Source organism: Lysobacter sp. Root494 (genome assembly GCF_001427225.1).
In the GTDB taxonomy this organism is placed as follows: Bacteria; Pseudomonadota; Gammaproteobacteria; order Xanthomonadales; family Xanthomonadaceae; genus Agrilutibacter.
Genome location: NZ_LMFH01000005.1, coordinates 87,762 through 103,157, shown reverse-complemented (window position 1 = coordinate 103,157; position 15,396 = coordinate 87,762). Strand labels below are relative to the sequence as shown.

General features: G+C 65.5%; 19 protein-coding genes. 4 read left to right on the top strand and 15 right to left on the bottom strand.

The window, feature by feature from the left end; translation table 11 throughout:
• The first annotated feature begins 21 nt into the window (after nt 1–21).
• Together yhbY and ASD14_RS03780 are read left to right on the top strand one after the other, a co-directional pair.
• Nucleotides 22–327, top strand: coding sequence for a ribosome assembly RNA-binding protein YhbY (gene yhbY, locus ASD14_RS03785; RefSeq protein ID WP_056129247.1), 306 nt, complete (start codon nt 22–24; stop codon nt 325–327).
• A gap of 79 nt (nt 328–406) precedes the next feature.
• A complete protein-coding gene (locus ASD14_RS03780; RefSeq protein ID WP_056129244.1) occupies nt 407–784 on the top strand; it encodes an Mth938-like domain-containing protein in 378 nt (125 codons plus the stop codon).
• A 13-nt stretch (nt 785–797) separates the two neighbouring features.
• Here ASD14_RS03780 and ASD14_RS03775 read toward each other — a convergent pair whose 3' ends face one another.
• The 4 genes from ASD14_RS03775 to surE are packed head-to-tail and all read right to left on the bottom strand — an operon-like array spanning nt 798 to nt 3,722.
• The gene (locus ASD14_RS03775; protein WP_157475053.1) at nt 798–1,643 is read right to left on the bottom strand and encodes a peptidoglycan DD-metalloendopeptidase family protein; all 846 of its coding nucleotides are present in this window, start codon (nt 1,641–1,643) and stop codon (nt 798–800) included.
• Nucleotides 1,640–2,257, bottom strand: coding sequence for a YqaA family protein (locus tag ASD14_RS03770; protein ID WP_056129236.1), 618 nt, complete (start codon nt 2,255–2,257; stop codon nt 1,640–1,642). Before ASD14_RS03770 ends, ASD14_RS03775 begins: the two co-directional genes overlap by 4 nt.
• Nucleotides 2,254–2,946, bottom strand: coding sequence for a protein-L-isoaspartate(D-aspartate) O-methyltransferase (locus ASD14_RS03765; protein WP_056129233.1), 693 nt, complete (start codon nt 2,944–2,946; stop codon nt 2,254–2,256). Before ASD14_RS03765 ends, ASD14_RS03770 begins: the two co-directional genes overlap by 4 nt.
• Nucleotides 2,943–3,722 (bottom strand): 5'/3'-nucleotidase SurE, encoded by a 780-nt coding sequence (surE, locus tag ASD14_RS03760; protein ID WP_056129229.1) that lies wholly within the window; start codon nt 3,720–3,722, stop codon nt 2,943–2,945. Before surE ends, ASD14_RS03765 begins: the two co-directional genes overlap by 4 nt.
• 153 nt (nt 3,723–3,875) lie before the next feature.
• On the opposite strand from surE, the gene ASD14_RS03755 reads away from it, so the two are divergent.
• Entirely contained in the window at nt 3,876–4,433 is a 558-nt protein-coding gene (locus ASD14_RS03755; protein ID WP_056129226.1) for a Smr/MutS family protein, read from the top strand.
• A 39-nt stretch (nt 4,434–4,472) separates the two neighbouring features.
• Here ASD14_RS03755 and ASD14_RS03750 read toward each other — a convergent pair whose 3' ends face one another.
• The 11 genes from ASD14_RS03750 to ASD14_RS03700 all read right to left on the bottom strand — a co-directional run bounded on the left by ASD14_RS03750 (nt 4,473) and on the right by ASD14_RS03700 (nt 13,023).
• Entirely contained in the window at nt 4,473–4,697 is a 225-nt protein-coding gene (locus ASD14_RS03750) for a hypothetical protein (protein WP_157475051.1), read from the bottom strand.
• A 138-nt stretch (nt 4,698–4,835) separates the two neighbouring features.
• Nucleotides 4,836–5,858 (bottom strand): tRNA pseudouridine(13) synthase TruD, encoded by a 1,023-nt coding sequence (gene truD / locus ASD14_RS03745; protein WP_056129222.1) that lies wholly within the window; start codon nt 5,856–5,858, stop codon nt 4,836–4,838.
• A gap of 45 nt (nt 5,859–5,903) precedes the next feature.
• Nucleotides 5,904–6,383: a 2-C-methyl-D-erythritol 2,4-cyclodiphosphate synthase gene (gene ispF / locus ASD14_RS03740; RefSeq protein ID WP_056129219.1), complete on the bottom strand. Its 480-nt coding sequence runs from the start codon at nt 6,381–6,383 to the stop codon at nt 5,904–5,906.
• A complete protein-coding gene (locus ASD14_RS03735; RefSeq protein WP_056129216.1) occupies nt 6,380–6,826 on the bottom strand; it encodes a hypothetical protein in 447 nt (148 codons plus the stop codon). Before ASD14_RS03735 ends, ispF begins: the two co-directional genes overlap by 4 nt.
• Before the next feature lie 9 nt (nt 6,827–6,835).
• A complete protein-coding gene (ispD, locus tag ASD14_RS03730; RefSeq protein WP_056129212.1) occupies nt 6,836–7,534 on the bottom strand; it encodes a 2-C-methyl-D-erythritol 4-phosphate cytidylyltransferase in 699 nt (232 codons plus the stop codon).
• Nucleotides 7,534–7,881 (bottom strand): cell division protein FtsB, encoded by a 348-nt coding sequence (gene ftsB, locus ASD14_RS03725; protein WP_056129209.1) that lies wholly within the window; start codon nt 7,879–7,881, stop codon nt 7,534–7,536. The genes ispD and ftsB overlap by 1 nt, the downstream gene beginning before the upstream one ends.
• A 10-nt stretch (nt 7,882–7,891) precedes the next feature.
• The gene (gene eno, locus ASD14_RS03720) at nt 7,892–9,178 is read right to left on the bottom strand and encodes a phosphopyruvate hydratase (RefSeq protein ID WP_056129206.1); all 1,287 of its coding nucleotides are present in this window, start codon (nt 9,176–9,178) and stop codon (nt 7,892–7,894) included.
• An 84-nt stretch (nt 9,179–9,262) separates the two neighbouring features.
• Nucleotides 9,263–10,096: a 3-deoxy-8-phosphooctulonate synthase gene (gene kdsA, locus ASD14_RS03715; protein ID WP_056129204.1), complete on the bottom strand. Its 834-nt coding sequence runs from the start codon at nt 10,094–10,096 to the stop codon at nt 9,263–9,265.
• Entirely contained in the window at nt 10,093–11,766 is a 1,674-nt protein-coding gene (locus ASD14_RS03710) for a CTP synthase (protein ID WP_056132045.1), read from the bottom strand. The genes kdsA and ASD14_RS03710 overlap by 4 nt, the downstream gene beginning before the upstream one ends.
• Before the next feature lie 186 nt (nt 11,767–11,952).
• Entirely contained in the window at nt 11,953–12,222 is a 270-nt protein-coding gene (locus ASD14_RS03705; RefSeq protein WP_056129201.1) for a hypothetical protein, read from the bottom strand.
• A 144-nt stretch (nt 12,223–12,366) separates the two neighbouring features.
• The gene (locus ASD14_RS03700; RefSeq protein WP_056129198.1) at nt 12,367–13,023 is read right to left on the bottom strand and encodes a hypothetical protein; all 657 of its coding nucleotides are present in this window, start codon (nt 13,021–13,023) and stop codon (nt 12,367–12,369) included.
• A gap of 314 nt (nt 13,024–13,337) precedes the next feature.
• Here ASD14_RS03700 and parE point away from each other — a divergent pair, with 314 nt between their 5' ends.
• Nucleotides 13,338–15,245: a DNA topoisomerase IV subunit B gene (gene parE, locus ASD14_RS03695; protein WP_056129194.1), complete on the top strand. Its 1,908-nt coding sequence runs from the start codon at nt 13,338–13,340 to the stop codon at nt 15,243–15,245.
• The last annotated feature ends 151 nt before the right edge of the window (nt 15,246–15,396 follow it).

The window sequence follows — 15,396 nt, the reverse complement described above, 5'->3', positions numbered from 1 at the left end:
TCTGCCTTGTACGTGATCCGCATGAGTACTGCCCTGACCGCCGCCCAGACCCGCTTCCTGCGTGGGCAGGCACACGATCTCAGGGCGATGCTGCAGGTAGGCGGAAAAGGCATCACCGACGCGCTCCTCGCCGAGATCGACCTGGCGCTCGAACACCATGAGCTGATCAAGGTGAAGGTTGGCGCCGAAGACCGCGACGCGCGTGACACGATGATCGGGGATATCGCCGAGCGCGTGGGCGCTGCCCTCGTGCAGCGGATCGGCCACACGGCCGTCCTCTACCGGCCGAGCAAGGACAAGCGGCAGATCGTGCTGCCGCGCGCCTGATCCGCGAACCTGAGCCGGGCCCGGCGTCGCATTCGCGACTCGCCCACATTTCCAAACATAGCCTCGGGAGTCCTGCTTCATGCAGCTGAACCTCGAACATCCCGACCAGGAATTCCTGCTCCGGGGCGCCGATGGCAGCCAGGCCCTCGTCAACGATCGGCACCTGACCTCCAGCTTCATCGTTTCGCCGGACAAACTCGTCGAAGCGTGGTCCGTGCGCGATCCCCGCGCGCTCACTGCTGCGGACCTCGAGCCACTGCTCGCGCTCGATCCGGAAGTCGTCCTGCTGGGTACCGGCGGTAGCCAGGTCTTCCCGCCGGCCGCGGTGATGGCGGCATGCCTCAGCCGCGGCGTGGGCGTGGAAGTGATGAACAACTCGGCCGCCGCGCGCACGTTCAATGTGCTCGCGGGCGAAGGGCGCCGCGTGGTAGCGGGGCTTGTTCTGGTCCCGCAGTAACGCGGAAGCCGGTTCAGCGCTTCGGGAGGTAAAGCAGCGGATCGACCGGCTTGCCGTTGTAACGGATCTCGAAGTGCAGCATGTCGCGCGGTGCACCGGTGCGGCCCATCACCGCGATCTGCTGGCCGGCTTTCACGATCGCGCCTTCGTTCACCAGGCGTGCGCGGTTGTGGCCGTACGCAGACAGCCATCCTTCGTTGTGCTTGATGATCACCAGCTCACCGTAGCCGACGAGACCCGAGCCCGAATAGACCACGACGCCATCGGCCGCAGCTTTCACGGACGCGCCGCTGGCGCCGGCGATATCAACGCCCTGCTTCGTCGGTTCGCCGCCGACGAAGCGGCTTAGCAATGCGCCTTCGGCCGGCCAGCGCCAGCGGATGTCGCTGGCGGGTGCGGATGCGACGGGTGCCGGCTTCGTGGCGGTCGCTGTTGCAGGTGTAGCCGTCGCGGGCGCAGTCGCCGGCGGCTTCGTCGCCGTTGCGGCAGCATCGGGCGTCGCGGTCGTGGCCGGAGACGATGACGACGGACGGGTCTCGATGGCGACCGGACGAGCCGCCGTGCCCGCCGCGTGGCGCGGATAGAGGCGCAGGCGCTGGCCCGGATAAATGGTGTACGGCGCACTCAGGCTGTTCCATTCGGCGAGGTCGCGCACGTCGACACCATTGCGGAAGGCGATGCCGTACAGCGTGTCGCCGCGCTGCACCTGCGCCGTGGCGCCGTACTTCGGCGTGGAAACGGGCGCGGGTGCGGACGTCGAAGCGGACGCCGTTCCCGTCCTGCGCACCACGGTGCTGGTGCAGGCCGCGAGCGCGGCTACAGCGATGCCAACCAGGACAATTCGCTTCGTGTTTGTCATACGCCTTGCCGTGCTCTCCAGGCCACCCATGCGACCAGTGCCAGCAGCAGCAGGGTCGCGATCCAGCCGATCGGTTCGATGTAGCGGCGAAGCATGGCTTCGGCGCGCGGACCACCGATGCGTATCGCGGCCGCGAGGAGAAAGACGCGCTTGCCGCGACCGATCAGCATGCTGAGGAAGTATTGGAGCATGGGCACGCCGACGATGCCCGACGCCCAGGTGAACACTTTCATCGGGATTGGCATGAAGCCACCCAGGACCAGGAAGGTGAACACTGCCCACGGCGACTCTGCCATCTTCGCCTGCACGACACTGATACCCGACTCGATGCCATGCAGCATCCCCAGCGAGGCGAAGACCGGCTTGAGCGCTTCGAAGGCGTAGTGACCCAGCGCGTAGCCCACCAGTGCGCCCGCCATCGAGCCTGCGAGGCTCAGCGTGGCGAACCAGAAACCGCTCTTCGGCTTGGCCACGCACATCGGCGCAAGCATCACTTCGGGCATCACCGGAAAGATGATGGCTTCGACGAAACTCAGGCCGGTGAGATAGGCCGGCGCGTGGCGATGGCGCGCCCAGCCGAGGGTGCGTTCGTAGAGCGGACCAAAAATCTTCAATCGATCATCCCGGAAAGCAGGGGAACGAACACCACCGGCGCGAGCACTTCCTGCGTGATCTGGCCCTCGGCGTCCTTGTGCAGTTTCATCAGCGATTGCGAGCCTGCGCCGCCTACCGGAGCGATCAGGTTGCCGCCAGCGGCCAATTGCGACGTCAGAGCGTCGACCAGGGCGGGTGCAGCAGCGGTGACGATGATCGCGTCGAAGGGGCCGTTCTCGGGCCAGCCGATGCGGCCGTCGTCGTGCTTGCTGCGGATGTTCATGCCGAGCGTGCGGAAGCGCTTGCGTGCGGTGCGCAGCAGTTCGCCGATGCGTTCGACGGTGTGCACTTCGAGGCCGAGTGCAGCGAGCACGGCGGCCTGGTAACCCGAGCCGGTGCCAATCTCGAGCACCTTGTTCGGCGCGCCTTCGAGCACGGCTTCGGTCATCTTTGCCACGACCCATGGCTGCGAGATGGTCTGGCCATGGCCTATGGGCAACGCGGTGTCTTCGTACGCGCGCGTGGCCAGCGCTTCGTCGACGAACAGATGGCGCGGCACGGTGCGGATGGCGTTGAGCACGCGCTCGTCGCGGATGCCCTCGCCGTTGCCGGTGCCCGCGCGCAGGCGCTCGACCAGGCGATCACGGACGCGTTGCGAAGTCATGCCGCTGCCGATGGCTTCGGGCTGCAGCTTCATGCGCATCATCATGCGGCCTTCCCTGTCGAAACCGTGAGGCCGCCGACCCAGCTCGCGACCTGTTCGAGCGCCGTGTAGCGCGTGAGGTCCACCTGGATCGGGGTCACGGAGATGTGGCCGCGACGCACGGAATGGAAATCTGTCCCCGGGCCCGCATCGGCTTCCGGTCCGGCCGAACCGATCCACCACCACTGCCGGCCGCGCGGATCGCGTTGCGGAATGCAGGGTTCGGCACGATGGCGATTACCCAGGCGCGTCGCTTCGAAACCAGAAAGTTGTTCCCAGGGCAGGTCGGGAACGTTGACGTTGAGGATGGTATCGGCCGGCAGAGGCTCTGCGACGAGCCGCGCGATGATCTCGACGGCGGCGCGTGCCGCGGTTTCGTAGTTCTGCCCCTTGTGGTCGGCGGTGACCAGCGAAACTGCCACCGCTGGCAGGCCGAGAAAGCGGCCTTCCATCGCCGCGGCGACAGTGCCGGAATAGATGACGTCGTCCCCCAGGTTGGCGGTGTTGTTGATGCCGGACACGACGATGTCGGGCTCGCCTTCGAGCATGCCAGTGATGGCGACGTGCACGCAGTCGGTGGGAGTGCCGAATACGCGCCACGTCGTCGCATCCTGCTGGACGACCCGCACAGGCATGTCGAGCGTAAGCGAGTTGCTGGCGCCGGAACGGTCGCGATCCGGAGCAACGATCACCACGTCATGGCCCGCGGCGCGCAGCCCCGCGGCGAGAACCTGGATGCCGGGAGCGTCGACACCGTCATCGTTGCTGACCAGAACGCGCATTAATTCACAGGCAGTGGCTTGGAGCGGAACCGGCATGATAGCCGATGACCACGGGCCGCCCGGCATGGCGTGCGCTTTGCCGCATGCCGGACTTCGCAACGTCGCCGGGTTGGATGTCATCCGTCGTGACATGCATCGCGCTAGGCTGGGACCATGACGTCAGACAACGACGACGACGCCGACCTGTTCCGATCTGCCGTCGGCCCGATACGGCGGCTTCGCGATGCCGCGCCACCACCTTCCGCACCGAAGCCGAAACCACGCGCGCGCATGGCCGAACGCGACGAGGCAGCCGCGCGCGAAGAATTCCGCCATGCATTGGACCTTTCGCTCGCGCAGTCCGGCGATGTGCTGTCGTATCGGCGCGATGCGTTGCCACCACGTGCATTGCAGCGGCTACGCAAGGGCGAAATCGCGGTGCAGGACGAACTGGACCTGCATGGGCTCGATCTTCGCGAAGCCGAGACTCTGCTACGCGCTTTCCTTGCGCATGCACGTGAGCACGACGCCGGTTGCGTCCGGATCATTCACGGGAAAGGACTGCATGGCGGCTCGGTGCCTTTCACGAGCCGCGACGCCCCGGTACTGAAAAACCTCGTCGACCGCCTGCTGCGCCAACGCGCAGACGTCCTTGGCTTCCACTCCGCGCCGCCGGCCCAGGGCGGCACGGGAGCGGTGCTGGTCTTGCTCGCGCCGCGGCGGCTGCGCTGAGCCCGGCTCAGGCGCGACCGATCCGCGACGGCGGAGTTCTCACTCCTTGGCGACGATCTTGCGCGGCGGGTTCACCCACTGCAGATCGATGCCACGGCGGCGCGCCGCTTCTTCGACCCGCGCCATGTACAGGGTGTCGTTGTCCAGGCGCGTTTCCGCGTATTGCTTGTCGGTTGCGGTGCTGTAGCTGGTCATGCCACCGGAACTGGCACACGCGGCCAGGCCAAGCATCGACACAGACAATACGGCCATGCGTACTTTCATGACGGCATCTCCAGACGGCTCTTGCGCCCGCGCGCCTATCGCGCGGACGGCTACGGTCTGTGGACCGTGCGATTCCTGCTTATACGCCGGCCGCCCGGACGGGCCAGTGTCGCCGATGGCTTTCCGACAAGCGGTCGATCAGGCGCCCATCAACGTATTCATGTCGCCAAGTTCCGCCAGCACGACCGTGGCGTAGGCGCCCGGTGGCAATGAAAACGAAAGCTGGAGCGCAGTGTCGTCCTGCCACTGCCAGCCCATGTCCGCCGGACGTAGCCGCAATGCGCGACGCTCCTGTTCCAGGCCAGCCGATTCCAGTCCTGCCCGAAGGGCGAGCGCATCCTCGTCGGCCAGTACCTGCATCTCGACTTCGGCAGCGGCGGAGCGACTGCGCAGTTCGCCGCGCCCCCACAACGGACCGCTCGGATGGATGTCGAACCCGGCCAGTCGTCGCGCCAGCTCGTCCGTGAACGGCTCCGGGCCGAACACACTGCGGCTGCCCGCCAGCGACCACACTTCGCCTTCGAGCGCCGAATCCCAGTTGCCTGCGCGCACCCGTGCGGCAAGCACGCGGTTGAACAGCTCCGAGCGCGCGGCGGACAGCAGGAGCGTGCGTTCCTCGCGGCGAACCCGGCGTCCGCCGAACATCGCCAAGGCCTGCGCGACGTTGTCGCCGCCGCGCCCGAAACGCTGCTCGCCGAAGTAATTCGGCACGCCGCGCTGCGCGATTGCTTGCAGGCGTTGCCCGATCGCTTCGCGGTCGCCCTGCACGTCGCGCAGCACCAGCACGAAGCGGTTTCCCGCCAAGGCGCCGCGTGGCAGCTTGCGCGAATGCCAGGTGTGTTCGAGGACACGCAGTTCGTCGGAATCCAGCAGCGCGATATCCGGCGCCACCTTCTTCGGCAGGTGCACGCTGAAGCGTTGGCGCGTGACCGCATGGCGATCCTTCAGACCGGCATAGCTCACCGACATCTCGGGCACGCGCGCCCATTGCGCCAATCGCTTGGCGGCGAAAACGGTGTTCATGCCCCGCTTTTCGATCGTCAGCAGCAGGTGTTCGCCGGCGCCACTGGGTTCGAAGCCCGACAGTTCCTCGACGAAGAAGTCCTCGGGCGTAGCGCGGATCCGCGCGGAGAGCAAGGCATCGCCGTGGGCGCGTGACAAGGATTGATTGGAGTCCACGTTGCTACTGGTCCGGTTGAGCGGAGGCTAGCGCTGCACGAGCAGGACGACGGCCTGCGCCGCGACGCCTTCGCCGCGACCGGTGAAGCCAAGTTTCTCGCTGGTAGTCGCCTTCACGCTGACTGCGTCGAGAACCACGCCCAGGTCGGCAGCCAGGCACTCGCGCATGGCCCGTGCGTGCGGGCCGATCTTCGGGCGTTCGCAGACCACGGTAATGTCCGCATTGCCGACGCTCCAGCCGCGCTCCCCGATGAGGTCCTTGCAATGGCGCAGGAAATCGCGGCTGTCCGCATTCTTCCAGCGCGCATCGCCCGGAGGAAAGTGCTGGCCGATGTCGCCCAGCGCGAGGGCACCGAGCATCGCGTCGCACAGGGCGTGGATCGCCACGTCACCATCCGAGTGCGCGACCACGCCGCGCTCGTGTGGAATGCGCACGCCGCCGATCACGACATGGTCGCCATCGCCGAAGGCGTGGACGTCGAAGCCCTGGCCGATGCGGATGCTCATTGCGTCAGCAATGCCTGCAGGATGCGCTGCTTGTCGATGCGCTCGCCGAGCTGCGCCATGCTGGCCTGGACCTGCGCGTCTTCGACCACGCCGCCCATCGCCAGTTCTCCGAGGGTCTTGAAGGCGGCCTGGAATCCTTCGGTGCCTTCCTGCGTCAACGCGCGCTTGGTCTGCGCCGTACAGTCCTCGACGATCAGGCGCTCGAACACCGCGACGGATTCCGATTCGATCTGCTCGCGGCGCGCGGCGTCGATCGTCGTGAATTCCTTGAGGTCGGGGTGCGCGGCGATCGCGGAAAAAATCCAGCGCACGAGAGCACGGCGATCGTCGGTCGTGGTGGACTCGGAAAGGCATTTGGACAAGGCATCTCCAGCTTCACCCGCGCGCGCCTGGGGCGCCAGCAGGGAGCTGGCAGCCAGAACCAGCGCCAGTGCGTGCTTCATCGTTATTCCTCAAGGTCGCGTCAGCAGGAACTCTACCAACATCAGGTCTGCCGGCGTGGTCACCTTGATGTTGTCTTCGCGCCCTTCGACCAGCATCGGCCGGGCACCCGTGCGCTCCATCGCCATGGCTTCATCGGTCACGATGACGCCGTCCGCACGCGCGCGCTCGAGCGCCGCGGTGAGCGGCGCACGGCGGAACGCCTGCGGCGTCAGCGCGCGCCATAAGCCATCGCGCGGTTCGGTTGCGGCAATACGCGAATCGCTGCCGGCGCGCTTCAGCGTATCGCGTAGCGGCGCAGCCAGCAGCGCGCCGTCGTCGCAATGCGAGGCCGCTTCCACCAGGCGGTCGATGTCGGATGCGCGCAGGTTCGGCCGCGCGGCATCGTGCACGAGCACGAGCGCATCGCCGTTCACTTCGGTGGGAAGCGCATCCAGGGCGGCGAGCACGGAATCGGCGCGTTCCCCACCGCCGGTGCAGCGGACGATCGGCTTGCCGTGTAACGAAGTCCAGCCCGGCCAGCGCACGTCGTCGGCAGCGAGCGCGACCACCACGCCTTCGATGCGCTCATGCGAAAGCAATGCGTCCAGCGCGTGGGCGATCAATGGCTTGCCGACCGCTTCCAGGTATTGCTTGGGAATGTCGCCACCGAACCGCGTTCCGCGTCCGGCGGCAGGGATGACAGCCCAGATCCGCGCGGAGGTCGCCATCAATCCGCAGGCTCCGTCTTCTCGCCTTCGCTATCGGTTGCTGCCGCATCCACAGCCGACTGCGGCTCGACCACGCGATAGAACGTTTCGCCGGGCTTGATCATTCCCAGCTCGCTGCGCGCGCGTTCCTCGACGGCGGCTTCGCCGGACTTCAGGTCTTCGACTTCGGCCGAGAGCGCCGCGTTGCGCTGTTGCAGGCCTTCATTCTCGTGCGACTGTTGATCGACCTGCCGGTGCAGATCGGCGACCGAACGGCGGCCGCCCTCACCCCACCACAACCGGTATTGCAGGAAGGCCAGCAGCGCGATCAGCGCCACCAGCACCAGCTGCAACCAGCGCGTCGCCAAGTGCGCGGCCTCAGCGCTTCAGCGACACGAAAGCATTGCGGCCGGCGTACTTCGCCGCCGCGCCGAGCGCTTCCTCGATGCGCAGCAGCTGGTTGTACTTGGCCACGCGATCGCTGCGGCACAGCGACCCCGTCTTGATCTGCGTCGCGGTGGTGGCAACGGAGATGTCGGCGATGGTGGTGTCTTCGGTTTCACCGGAACGGTGCGACACGATCGACGCATAGCGGTTCGCATTGGCCATTGCGATGGCTTCGAGCGTTTCGGTCAGCGTGCCGATCTGGTTGACCTTGATCAGGATCGCGTTGGCGACGCCCTGGTCGATGCCTTCCTTGAAGATCTTCGGGTTGGTGACGAACAAGTCGTCACCGACCAGCTGCACCTTGTTGCCGATGCGGTCGGTGAGCAGCTTCCAGCCGGTCCAGTCGGCCTCGTCCATGCCGTCCTCGATCGTGACGATCGGATATTGCGCGGCCCAGTTCGCCAGGAAGTCGACGAACTGTTCCGACGTCAGGCGCTTGCCTTCGCCGGTGAGGTTGTACTTGCCGTTATCGAAGAACTCGCTCGCGGCGCAGTCCAGGCCGAGCAGGATGTCCTCGCCCGCTTTGTAGCCGGCCTTGCCGATGGCTTCGAGGATGGTTTCGAGCGCTTCCTCGTTCGAACGCAGGTCGGGGGCGAAGCCGCCTTCGTCGCCCACCGCCGTGCTCAGGCCGCGACCCTTCAGCACCGACTTCAGTGCATGGAACACCTCGGTGCCCGCGCGCAGCGCTTCGCTGAAGCTGGCGACGCCCACCGGCAGGATCATGAATTCCTGCAGGTCGACATTGTTGTCCGCGTGAGCACCGCCGTTGATGATGTTCATCATCGGCACGGGCAGCACGGCTTCGCGACCGTTCGCGAGGTACTGCCATAGCGGGATCTTCTTCGAAGCGGCCACCGCGTGCGCGTTGGCCAGTGAAACGCCCAGCAATGCATTCGCGCCGAGACGGCCCTTGTTCTCGGTGCCGTCGAGATCGATCAGACGGCGATCCACCGCGGCCTGGTCGGCGGCATCAAGGCCGCTCAGCGCCGAGGCGATCGCGCCATTGACGTTGTCGACCGCCTTGCGCACGCCCTTGCCGAGATAGCGCGTCTTGTCGCCATCGCGCAGCTCCACGGCTTCCTTGGTGCCGGTGGAAGCACCGGACGGCACCGCGGCGCGGCCGAAGCTGCCGTCGCTCAGGGTGACTTCGGCTTCCAGCGTGGGATTGCCACGGCTGTCGAGGATTTCGCGGGCATGGACTTTGGCGATCGTGGTCATCGGTCTGCTGTTCTGGGGGAATTCGTTAGGCAGGTTTTTTAACCCGCAGCCTGCGGGCGGACAAATAACGTTGCGGGGAATGCCCTACACCGTCGACTCGAGGAAACCGTTCTTCTTGGTGATCCGGTCGATCTCGAGCAGCGTCTCCAGCAGCGCGCGCATCTTCGGCAGCGGCCAGGCATTGGGGCCGTCGCTGAGTGCTTCTTCCGGCCGCGGATGCGTTTCCATGAAGATGCCGCTGATGCCCACCGCCATCGCCGCGCGCGACAGCACCGGCACGAATTCGCGCTGGCCACCGCTCTTGCCACCGGCACCGCCGGGCAGCTGCACCGAATGCGTCGCATCGAAGACCACCGGGCAACCGGTGTCGCGCATCACGCTCAGCGAGCGCATGTCGCTGACAAGGTTGTTGTAGCCAAAGCTCGCGCCGCGCTCGCAGACCATGATGTCCTTGTTGCCGGTCGCCAGCGCCTTGTCGGCGACATGCTTCATTTCCCACGGCGACAGGAACTGGCCCTTCTTGACGTTAACCGGCTTGCCCGCGCGCGCCACGTTCTGGATGAAGTCGGTCTGCCGGCACAGGAACGCGGGCGTCTGCAGCACGTCGACGACGGCCGTGACTTCGTTCAGCGGGGTGTATTCGTGCACGTCGGTGAGCACCGGCACGCCGAACTGCTTCTTCACTTCGGCCAGCACCTTCAGGCCCTCCTCCAGGCCGGGGCCGCGGAAGCCCGACACCGAGGTGCGGTTCGCCTTGTCGAAGCTGGACTTGAAGATGAAGGGAATGCCGAGTTCGGAAGTGATTTCCTTCAGCGTGCCTGCGGTGTCGAGCTGCAGCTGCATCGACTCGATGACGCAGGGACCAGCGATCAGGAAAAACGGCTTGTCGAGACCGATCTCGAATCCGCAAAGCTTCATGCGTTCGCTTCCTTCAGCAGTCGGCCGCCGGCCTGCGCCTTGTGTTCACGGGCTGCACGGATGAAACCGACGAACAACGGGTGCCCATCGCGCGGCGTGGACAGGAATTCCGGGTGCGCCTGGCAGGCCAGGAACCACGGGTGCTTGTTGCGCGGCAGTTCCACCATCTCGACCAGCGTTTCGTCCATCGACTTCGCACTGATCACCAGGCCCGCGTTCTCGAGTTCGTTGAGGTAGCGGTTGTTGAATTCGTAACGATGGCGATGGCGCTCGCCGACCACGTCCTTGCCATACAGCTCGCGCGCGAGCGTGCCGGGCTTGAGGCGCTGGTCCTGCAGGCCCAGGCGCATGGTGCCGCCGAGGTCGGATTCCTCGCTGCGGCGTTCGACTTCGCCGCTCGCGGTACGCCATTCGGTGATCAGGCCGATCACGGGATGCTGTGACTGCTTGTCGTTCTCGGTGCTGTTGGCATCGGTGTAGCCGAGGACATGGCGCGCGTAATCGACCACCGCGGCCTGCATGCCGTAGCAGATGCCGAAGTACGGCAGGCCGTGTTCGCGCGCGTATTGCGCGGTGCGCACCTTGCCTTCGAAGCCGCGATCGCCGAAGCCACCTGGCACGAGGATGCCGTCGACGTCCTGCAGGACCTTGTCGCCGTTCTGCTCGACGTCGGTTGATTCCAGCCACTTCAGCCGCACCCTGGTGCGCTGGCGCAGGCCGCCATGCTTGAGCGCTTCGGCGAGCGATTTGTACGCGTCCTGGTGGTCGACGTACTTGCCGACCACCGCGATCGTGACTTCGTCAACCGGGTGCTCGGCGGCATCGACGACGGCATTCCATTCCGAGAGGTCGGCTTCGGGCTTGGCCTTGCCTTCCAGGCGCAGGCGTTCGACCACGATCTGGTCCAGACCCTGCTGGTGCAGCCACATCGGGATCTTGTAGATGTTGTCCAGGTCGATCGCGGAAATGACCGCCTTTTCCGGCACGTTGGTGAACAACGCGATCTTGCGGCGCTCGCCGTCGGGGAGGGGCTGCTCGCTGCGACACAGCAGCACGTCGGGCTGGATGCCGATCGAGCGCAGTTCCTTCACCGAATGCTGCGTGGGCTTGGTCTTCAGCTCACCCGCGGCGGCGATGTACGGCACCAGAGTGAGATGCATGAACATCGCCTTTTCCTGGCCGCGCTCGGTGCGGATCTGGCGGATGGCTTCGAGGAACGGCAGCGATTCGATGTCGCCCACGGTGCCGCCGATCTCAACCAGCCCGACGTCGTAACCGGCGGTGGCCTCGTCGATGCGGCGCTTGATTTCGTCGGTAATGTGCGGGATCACCTGCACGGTGCCGCCGAGGTAGTCGCCGCGGCGCTCCTTGCGGATCACGGACTCGTAGATCTTGCCGGTGGTGATCGAATTCTTGCCGGACAGACGCGTGCGCAGATAGCGCTCGTAGTGGCCCAGGTCCAGGTCGGTTTCGGCGCCGTCGTCGGTGACGTAGACCTCGCCGTGCTGGAACGGGCTCATTGTGCCCGGATCGACGTTGATGTACGGGTCGAGCTTCATCATCGTCACGCGCAGGCCGCGCGCTTCGAGGATGGCGGCCAGCGAGGCGGCCGAAATGCCCTTGCCAAGCGAAGACACCACACCGCCAGTGACGAAGACGAGCGGCGTTATGGAATTTTGGGGGGTCATGGGGAAGCGGGCTCCCGGAAAGCCATAGTTTACAGACTGGTTGCGGCCGGGGCGAGGCTTGACGGCGACCTCGCGACAAGTTCATCGCTTCCGCCGCGCCTTTTTTCCGGCCCGAAAAGCAGAACGCCCCGGCAGGCGGGGCGTTCTGTGTGAGGAAAAGCCAGCCGGTTAGCGGCCGTCTTCCTCGGGTTCGTCAGGCTGCTCGTCGGCCGACTTCGCATCCTTCTTCGCGGCCTTGGCCTTGGCGTCTTCCTTGTCCTTGCGGGTGTCGGACTTGGCCGCATCGGCCTTTGCCTTGTCCGTCTTCGACGTCGTTGCGGACTGGCCCTGATGCTGGCTGTGGTCCTGGTCCTTGGCATCCGCGTTCTGGGCGAAGGCGGACGGCGCTGCGAGAGCGGCGGCGATGAGGGTCGGTAGCAACAGCTTGCGGATAGTCATTAGGTTCTCCAGTGATCTGCGGCCGGAACCCGACCGCGGGCGCCACCTTACGACATGGGTCCATGCCGGGGACTGAATATGCAAGTGAAGAACCAGGCGCCGGTCTCCCGGCGCCTGTTCGGGTTTGCAGCAATCACCGGGTGATCAGCGACGACGGTCCTCGCGGGTCTGGCGCGAGCGCTCGGGCTTTTCCTTCGCCTGCTTCGCCTTGGCCGGTTGCTTGTCGGTTTTATCGGCCGTCTCTTCCTTCTGGCCGCCGGCGTTGGCGCCTGCATGGGTCACGGCGTTGGCCGCCGCGTTGACGTTGCCGTCGAGACCACCCGCCACCTGGCCTTGGCCCTGGCCGGTCACGTTCGCGGAAACGTCCGTTGCGGTTCCGGCATCCGCCGCGGCGCCGAGCACCGAGTTGCCCGCGGCATTGGCATTGCCGTTGACAGACTCGACCGCCTGCGCGCTGGCATTCGTCGCCGCCTGCACCCCGGCACGAGCGGTACCGCGTACGGTCGAACCCACTCCGGCTGCGGTATCGGCACCGGCCTGCGCCGCACCATTCGCCGCCTGGGCGGTTTCGCTGACGGCATTGCCCTGCACCTGCGCATCGGCATTGCCGCTGACGCGCTTGTCGAGGCGCGAAGCGCCTGTCGTCGCGCCGACATCGGTGCGACCGCTGGCACCAACGCCGATCGAACCGGCGTTCACGCCGATGCCACCGCCGCCACCCACACCAACGCTTACCTGGGCACTCGCGATCGGCGCAACCAGCACGCCCGCGATCATCGTGGTCAAAAGAATCTTGCGCATGTCCTTACTCCTGCAGTCTTCGGGGATGTCCAAGGGCGTGCGCGGGCATGCACAACACCGATTGGACGTCGCTGCTTGCGACGCCGCCAAGCTAGACAGCCGCTTCCCACTCGTTCCTGAATTCGCGCATGGGGAGTTCTACCCACGTGCATCTCCGGGATGGCTCGCGTTCACGCTATCCTGCGCACTCCGTCACTCTTTGCGGCAGCGTTTGCTGGAATGCGACGTGCCTGCTCTCTATGCAGGCTCTAATTGCAAACGTTCCTCCGCCACGCCCGCCACAACCACCGTCTGTATCACGTGAATTCCGCCGCATGAGCTCCCGCTACAACGCTGAAGATATCGAAGTCCTTTCCGGTCTCGACCCGGTCAAACGCCGTCCGGGCATGTACACCGACACGACGCGGCCGAACCATCTTGCGCAGGAAGTGATCGACAACGCGGTCGACGAGGCGCTTGCCGGCCACGCGCGTTCGATCGAAGTCATCCTCCACGACGACGGCAGTTGCGAAGTCGCCGACGATGGTCGCGGCATGCCGGTCGACATCCACCCGGAAGAAAAAATCCCCGGCGTCGAACTGATCCTCACGCGGCTCCACGCGGGCGGCAAGTTCAGCAACAAGAACTACACGTTCTCCGGTGGCCTGCACGGCGTCGGCGTGAGCGTGGTGAATGCGTTGTCGAAGCATGTCGACGTGTACATCAAGCGCGACGGCAACGAATACAAGATGAGCTTCAAGGATGGCGATCGGGTCTCGAAGCTCGAGATCGTCGGCACCGTCGGCAAGAAGAACACCGGCACGCGCCTGCGCTTCTGGCCCGACCCGAAATATTTCGACACGCCCAAGTTCAACCTGCGGTCGATCAAGCACCTGCTGCGTGCGAAAGCCGTGCTCTGCCCCGGCCTCACGGTGAAATTGTTCGACGAAGCCACCGGCGAGAAGCACGAGTGGATGTACGAGGACGGCCTGCGCGACTACCTGAAAGGCGAACTCGCCGGCCTGGAAGCACTACCACCGGACCTCTTCGTCGGCTCGCTGAAGAAGGACACCGAAGTCGTCGACTGGGCCGTCGCGTGGCTGCCGGAAGGCGAGCTGGTGCAGGAAAGTTACGTCAACCTGATTCCCACCGCGCAGCACGGCACCCACGTCAACGGCCTGCGCACCGGCTTCACCGATGCGCTGCGCGAGTTCTGCGATTTCCGCAACCTGCTGCCGCGCGGCGTGAAGCTGGCGCCCGAAGACGTCTGGGATCGCGTCGCCTTCGTGCTCAGCATCAAGATGACCGATCCGCAGTTCAGCGGGCAGACGAAGGAACGACTTTCCTCGCGCCAGGCCGCGGGCTTCGTCGAAAGCGCCGCGCATGATGCGTTCTCCCTGTGGCTCAACCAGCACACCGACCTGGGCGAGAAGATCGCGCAGCTCGCGATCGAGCGCGCCGCCGCGCGCCTGAAGACCGAGAAGCAGATCGTCCGCAAGAAGATCACCCAGGGCCCCGCCCTGCCCGGCAAGCTCGCCGACTGCAGTTCGCAGGATCTCTCGCGCACGGAACTGTTCCTCGTCGAAGGCGATTCGGCCGGCGGCAGCGCCAAGCAGGCGCGCGACAAGGACTTCCAGGCGATCCTTCCGCTGCGTGGCAAGATCCTCAACACCTGGGAAGTCGCTTCAGGCAGCGTGCTCGCGTCGCAGGAAGTGCACGATCTTGCCGTCGCGATCGGTTGCGATCCCGGCAAGGACGACATCTCCGGCCTGCGCTACGGCAAGGTGATCATCCTGGCCGATGCGGATTCCGATGGACTGCATATCGCGACGCTGCTGAGTGCATTGTTCGTGAAGCACTTCCCCGCCCTGGTGGATGCCGGCCACGTATTCGTCGCGATGCCGCCGTTGTTCCGTGTCGATGTGGGCAAGCAGGTGTTCTATGCGCTCGACGAGGAAGAGAAGCGCATCCTGCTGGAGAAGATCGAGCGCGAGAAGAACGATCGCAAGAAGGGTTTCACCGGACAGGTCAACACCACCCGCTTCAAGGGTCTGGGTGAGATGAACCCGTCGCAGCTGCGCGAGTCGACCATCCACCCAGACACGCGCCGTCTCGTGCAGCTCACTGTCGACGACAACATCGAGACCCATGCATTGATGGACATGCTGCTGGCTAAGAAGCGTTCGGGCGATCGCAAGACGTGGCTGGAGACCAAGGGCGACCTGGCGACACTGGAAGTCTGACGGACCATGGTCTTCGCGGTGGCGACGGAGCAAACGTCGCCACCGCGAATTCGCAGCATTGAAGGCCGAGCGGCCGGCACCCGTGACCAGAGTCGCCCTTATCTGCGTTGCGTGGCACAAAGCGATCGGGAAGCAGCTGGCCGCGTCTGCG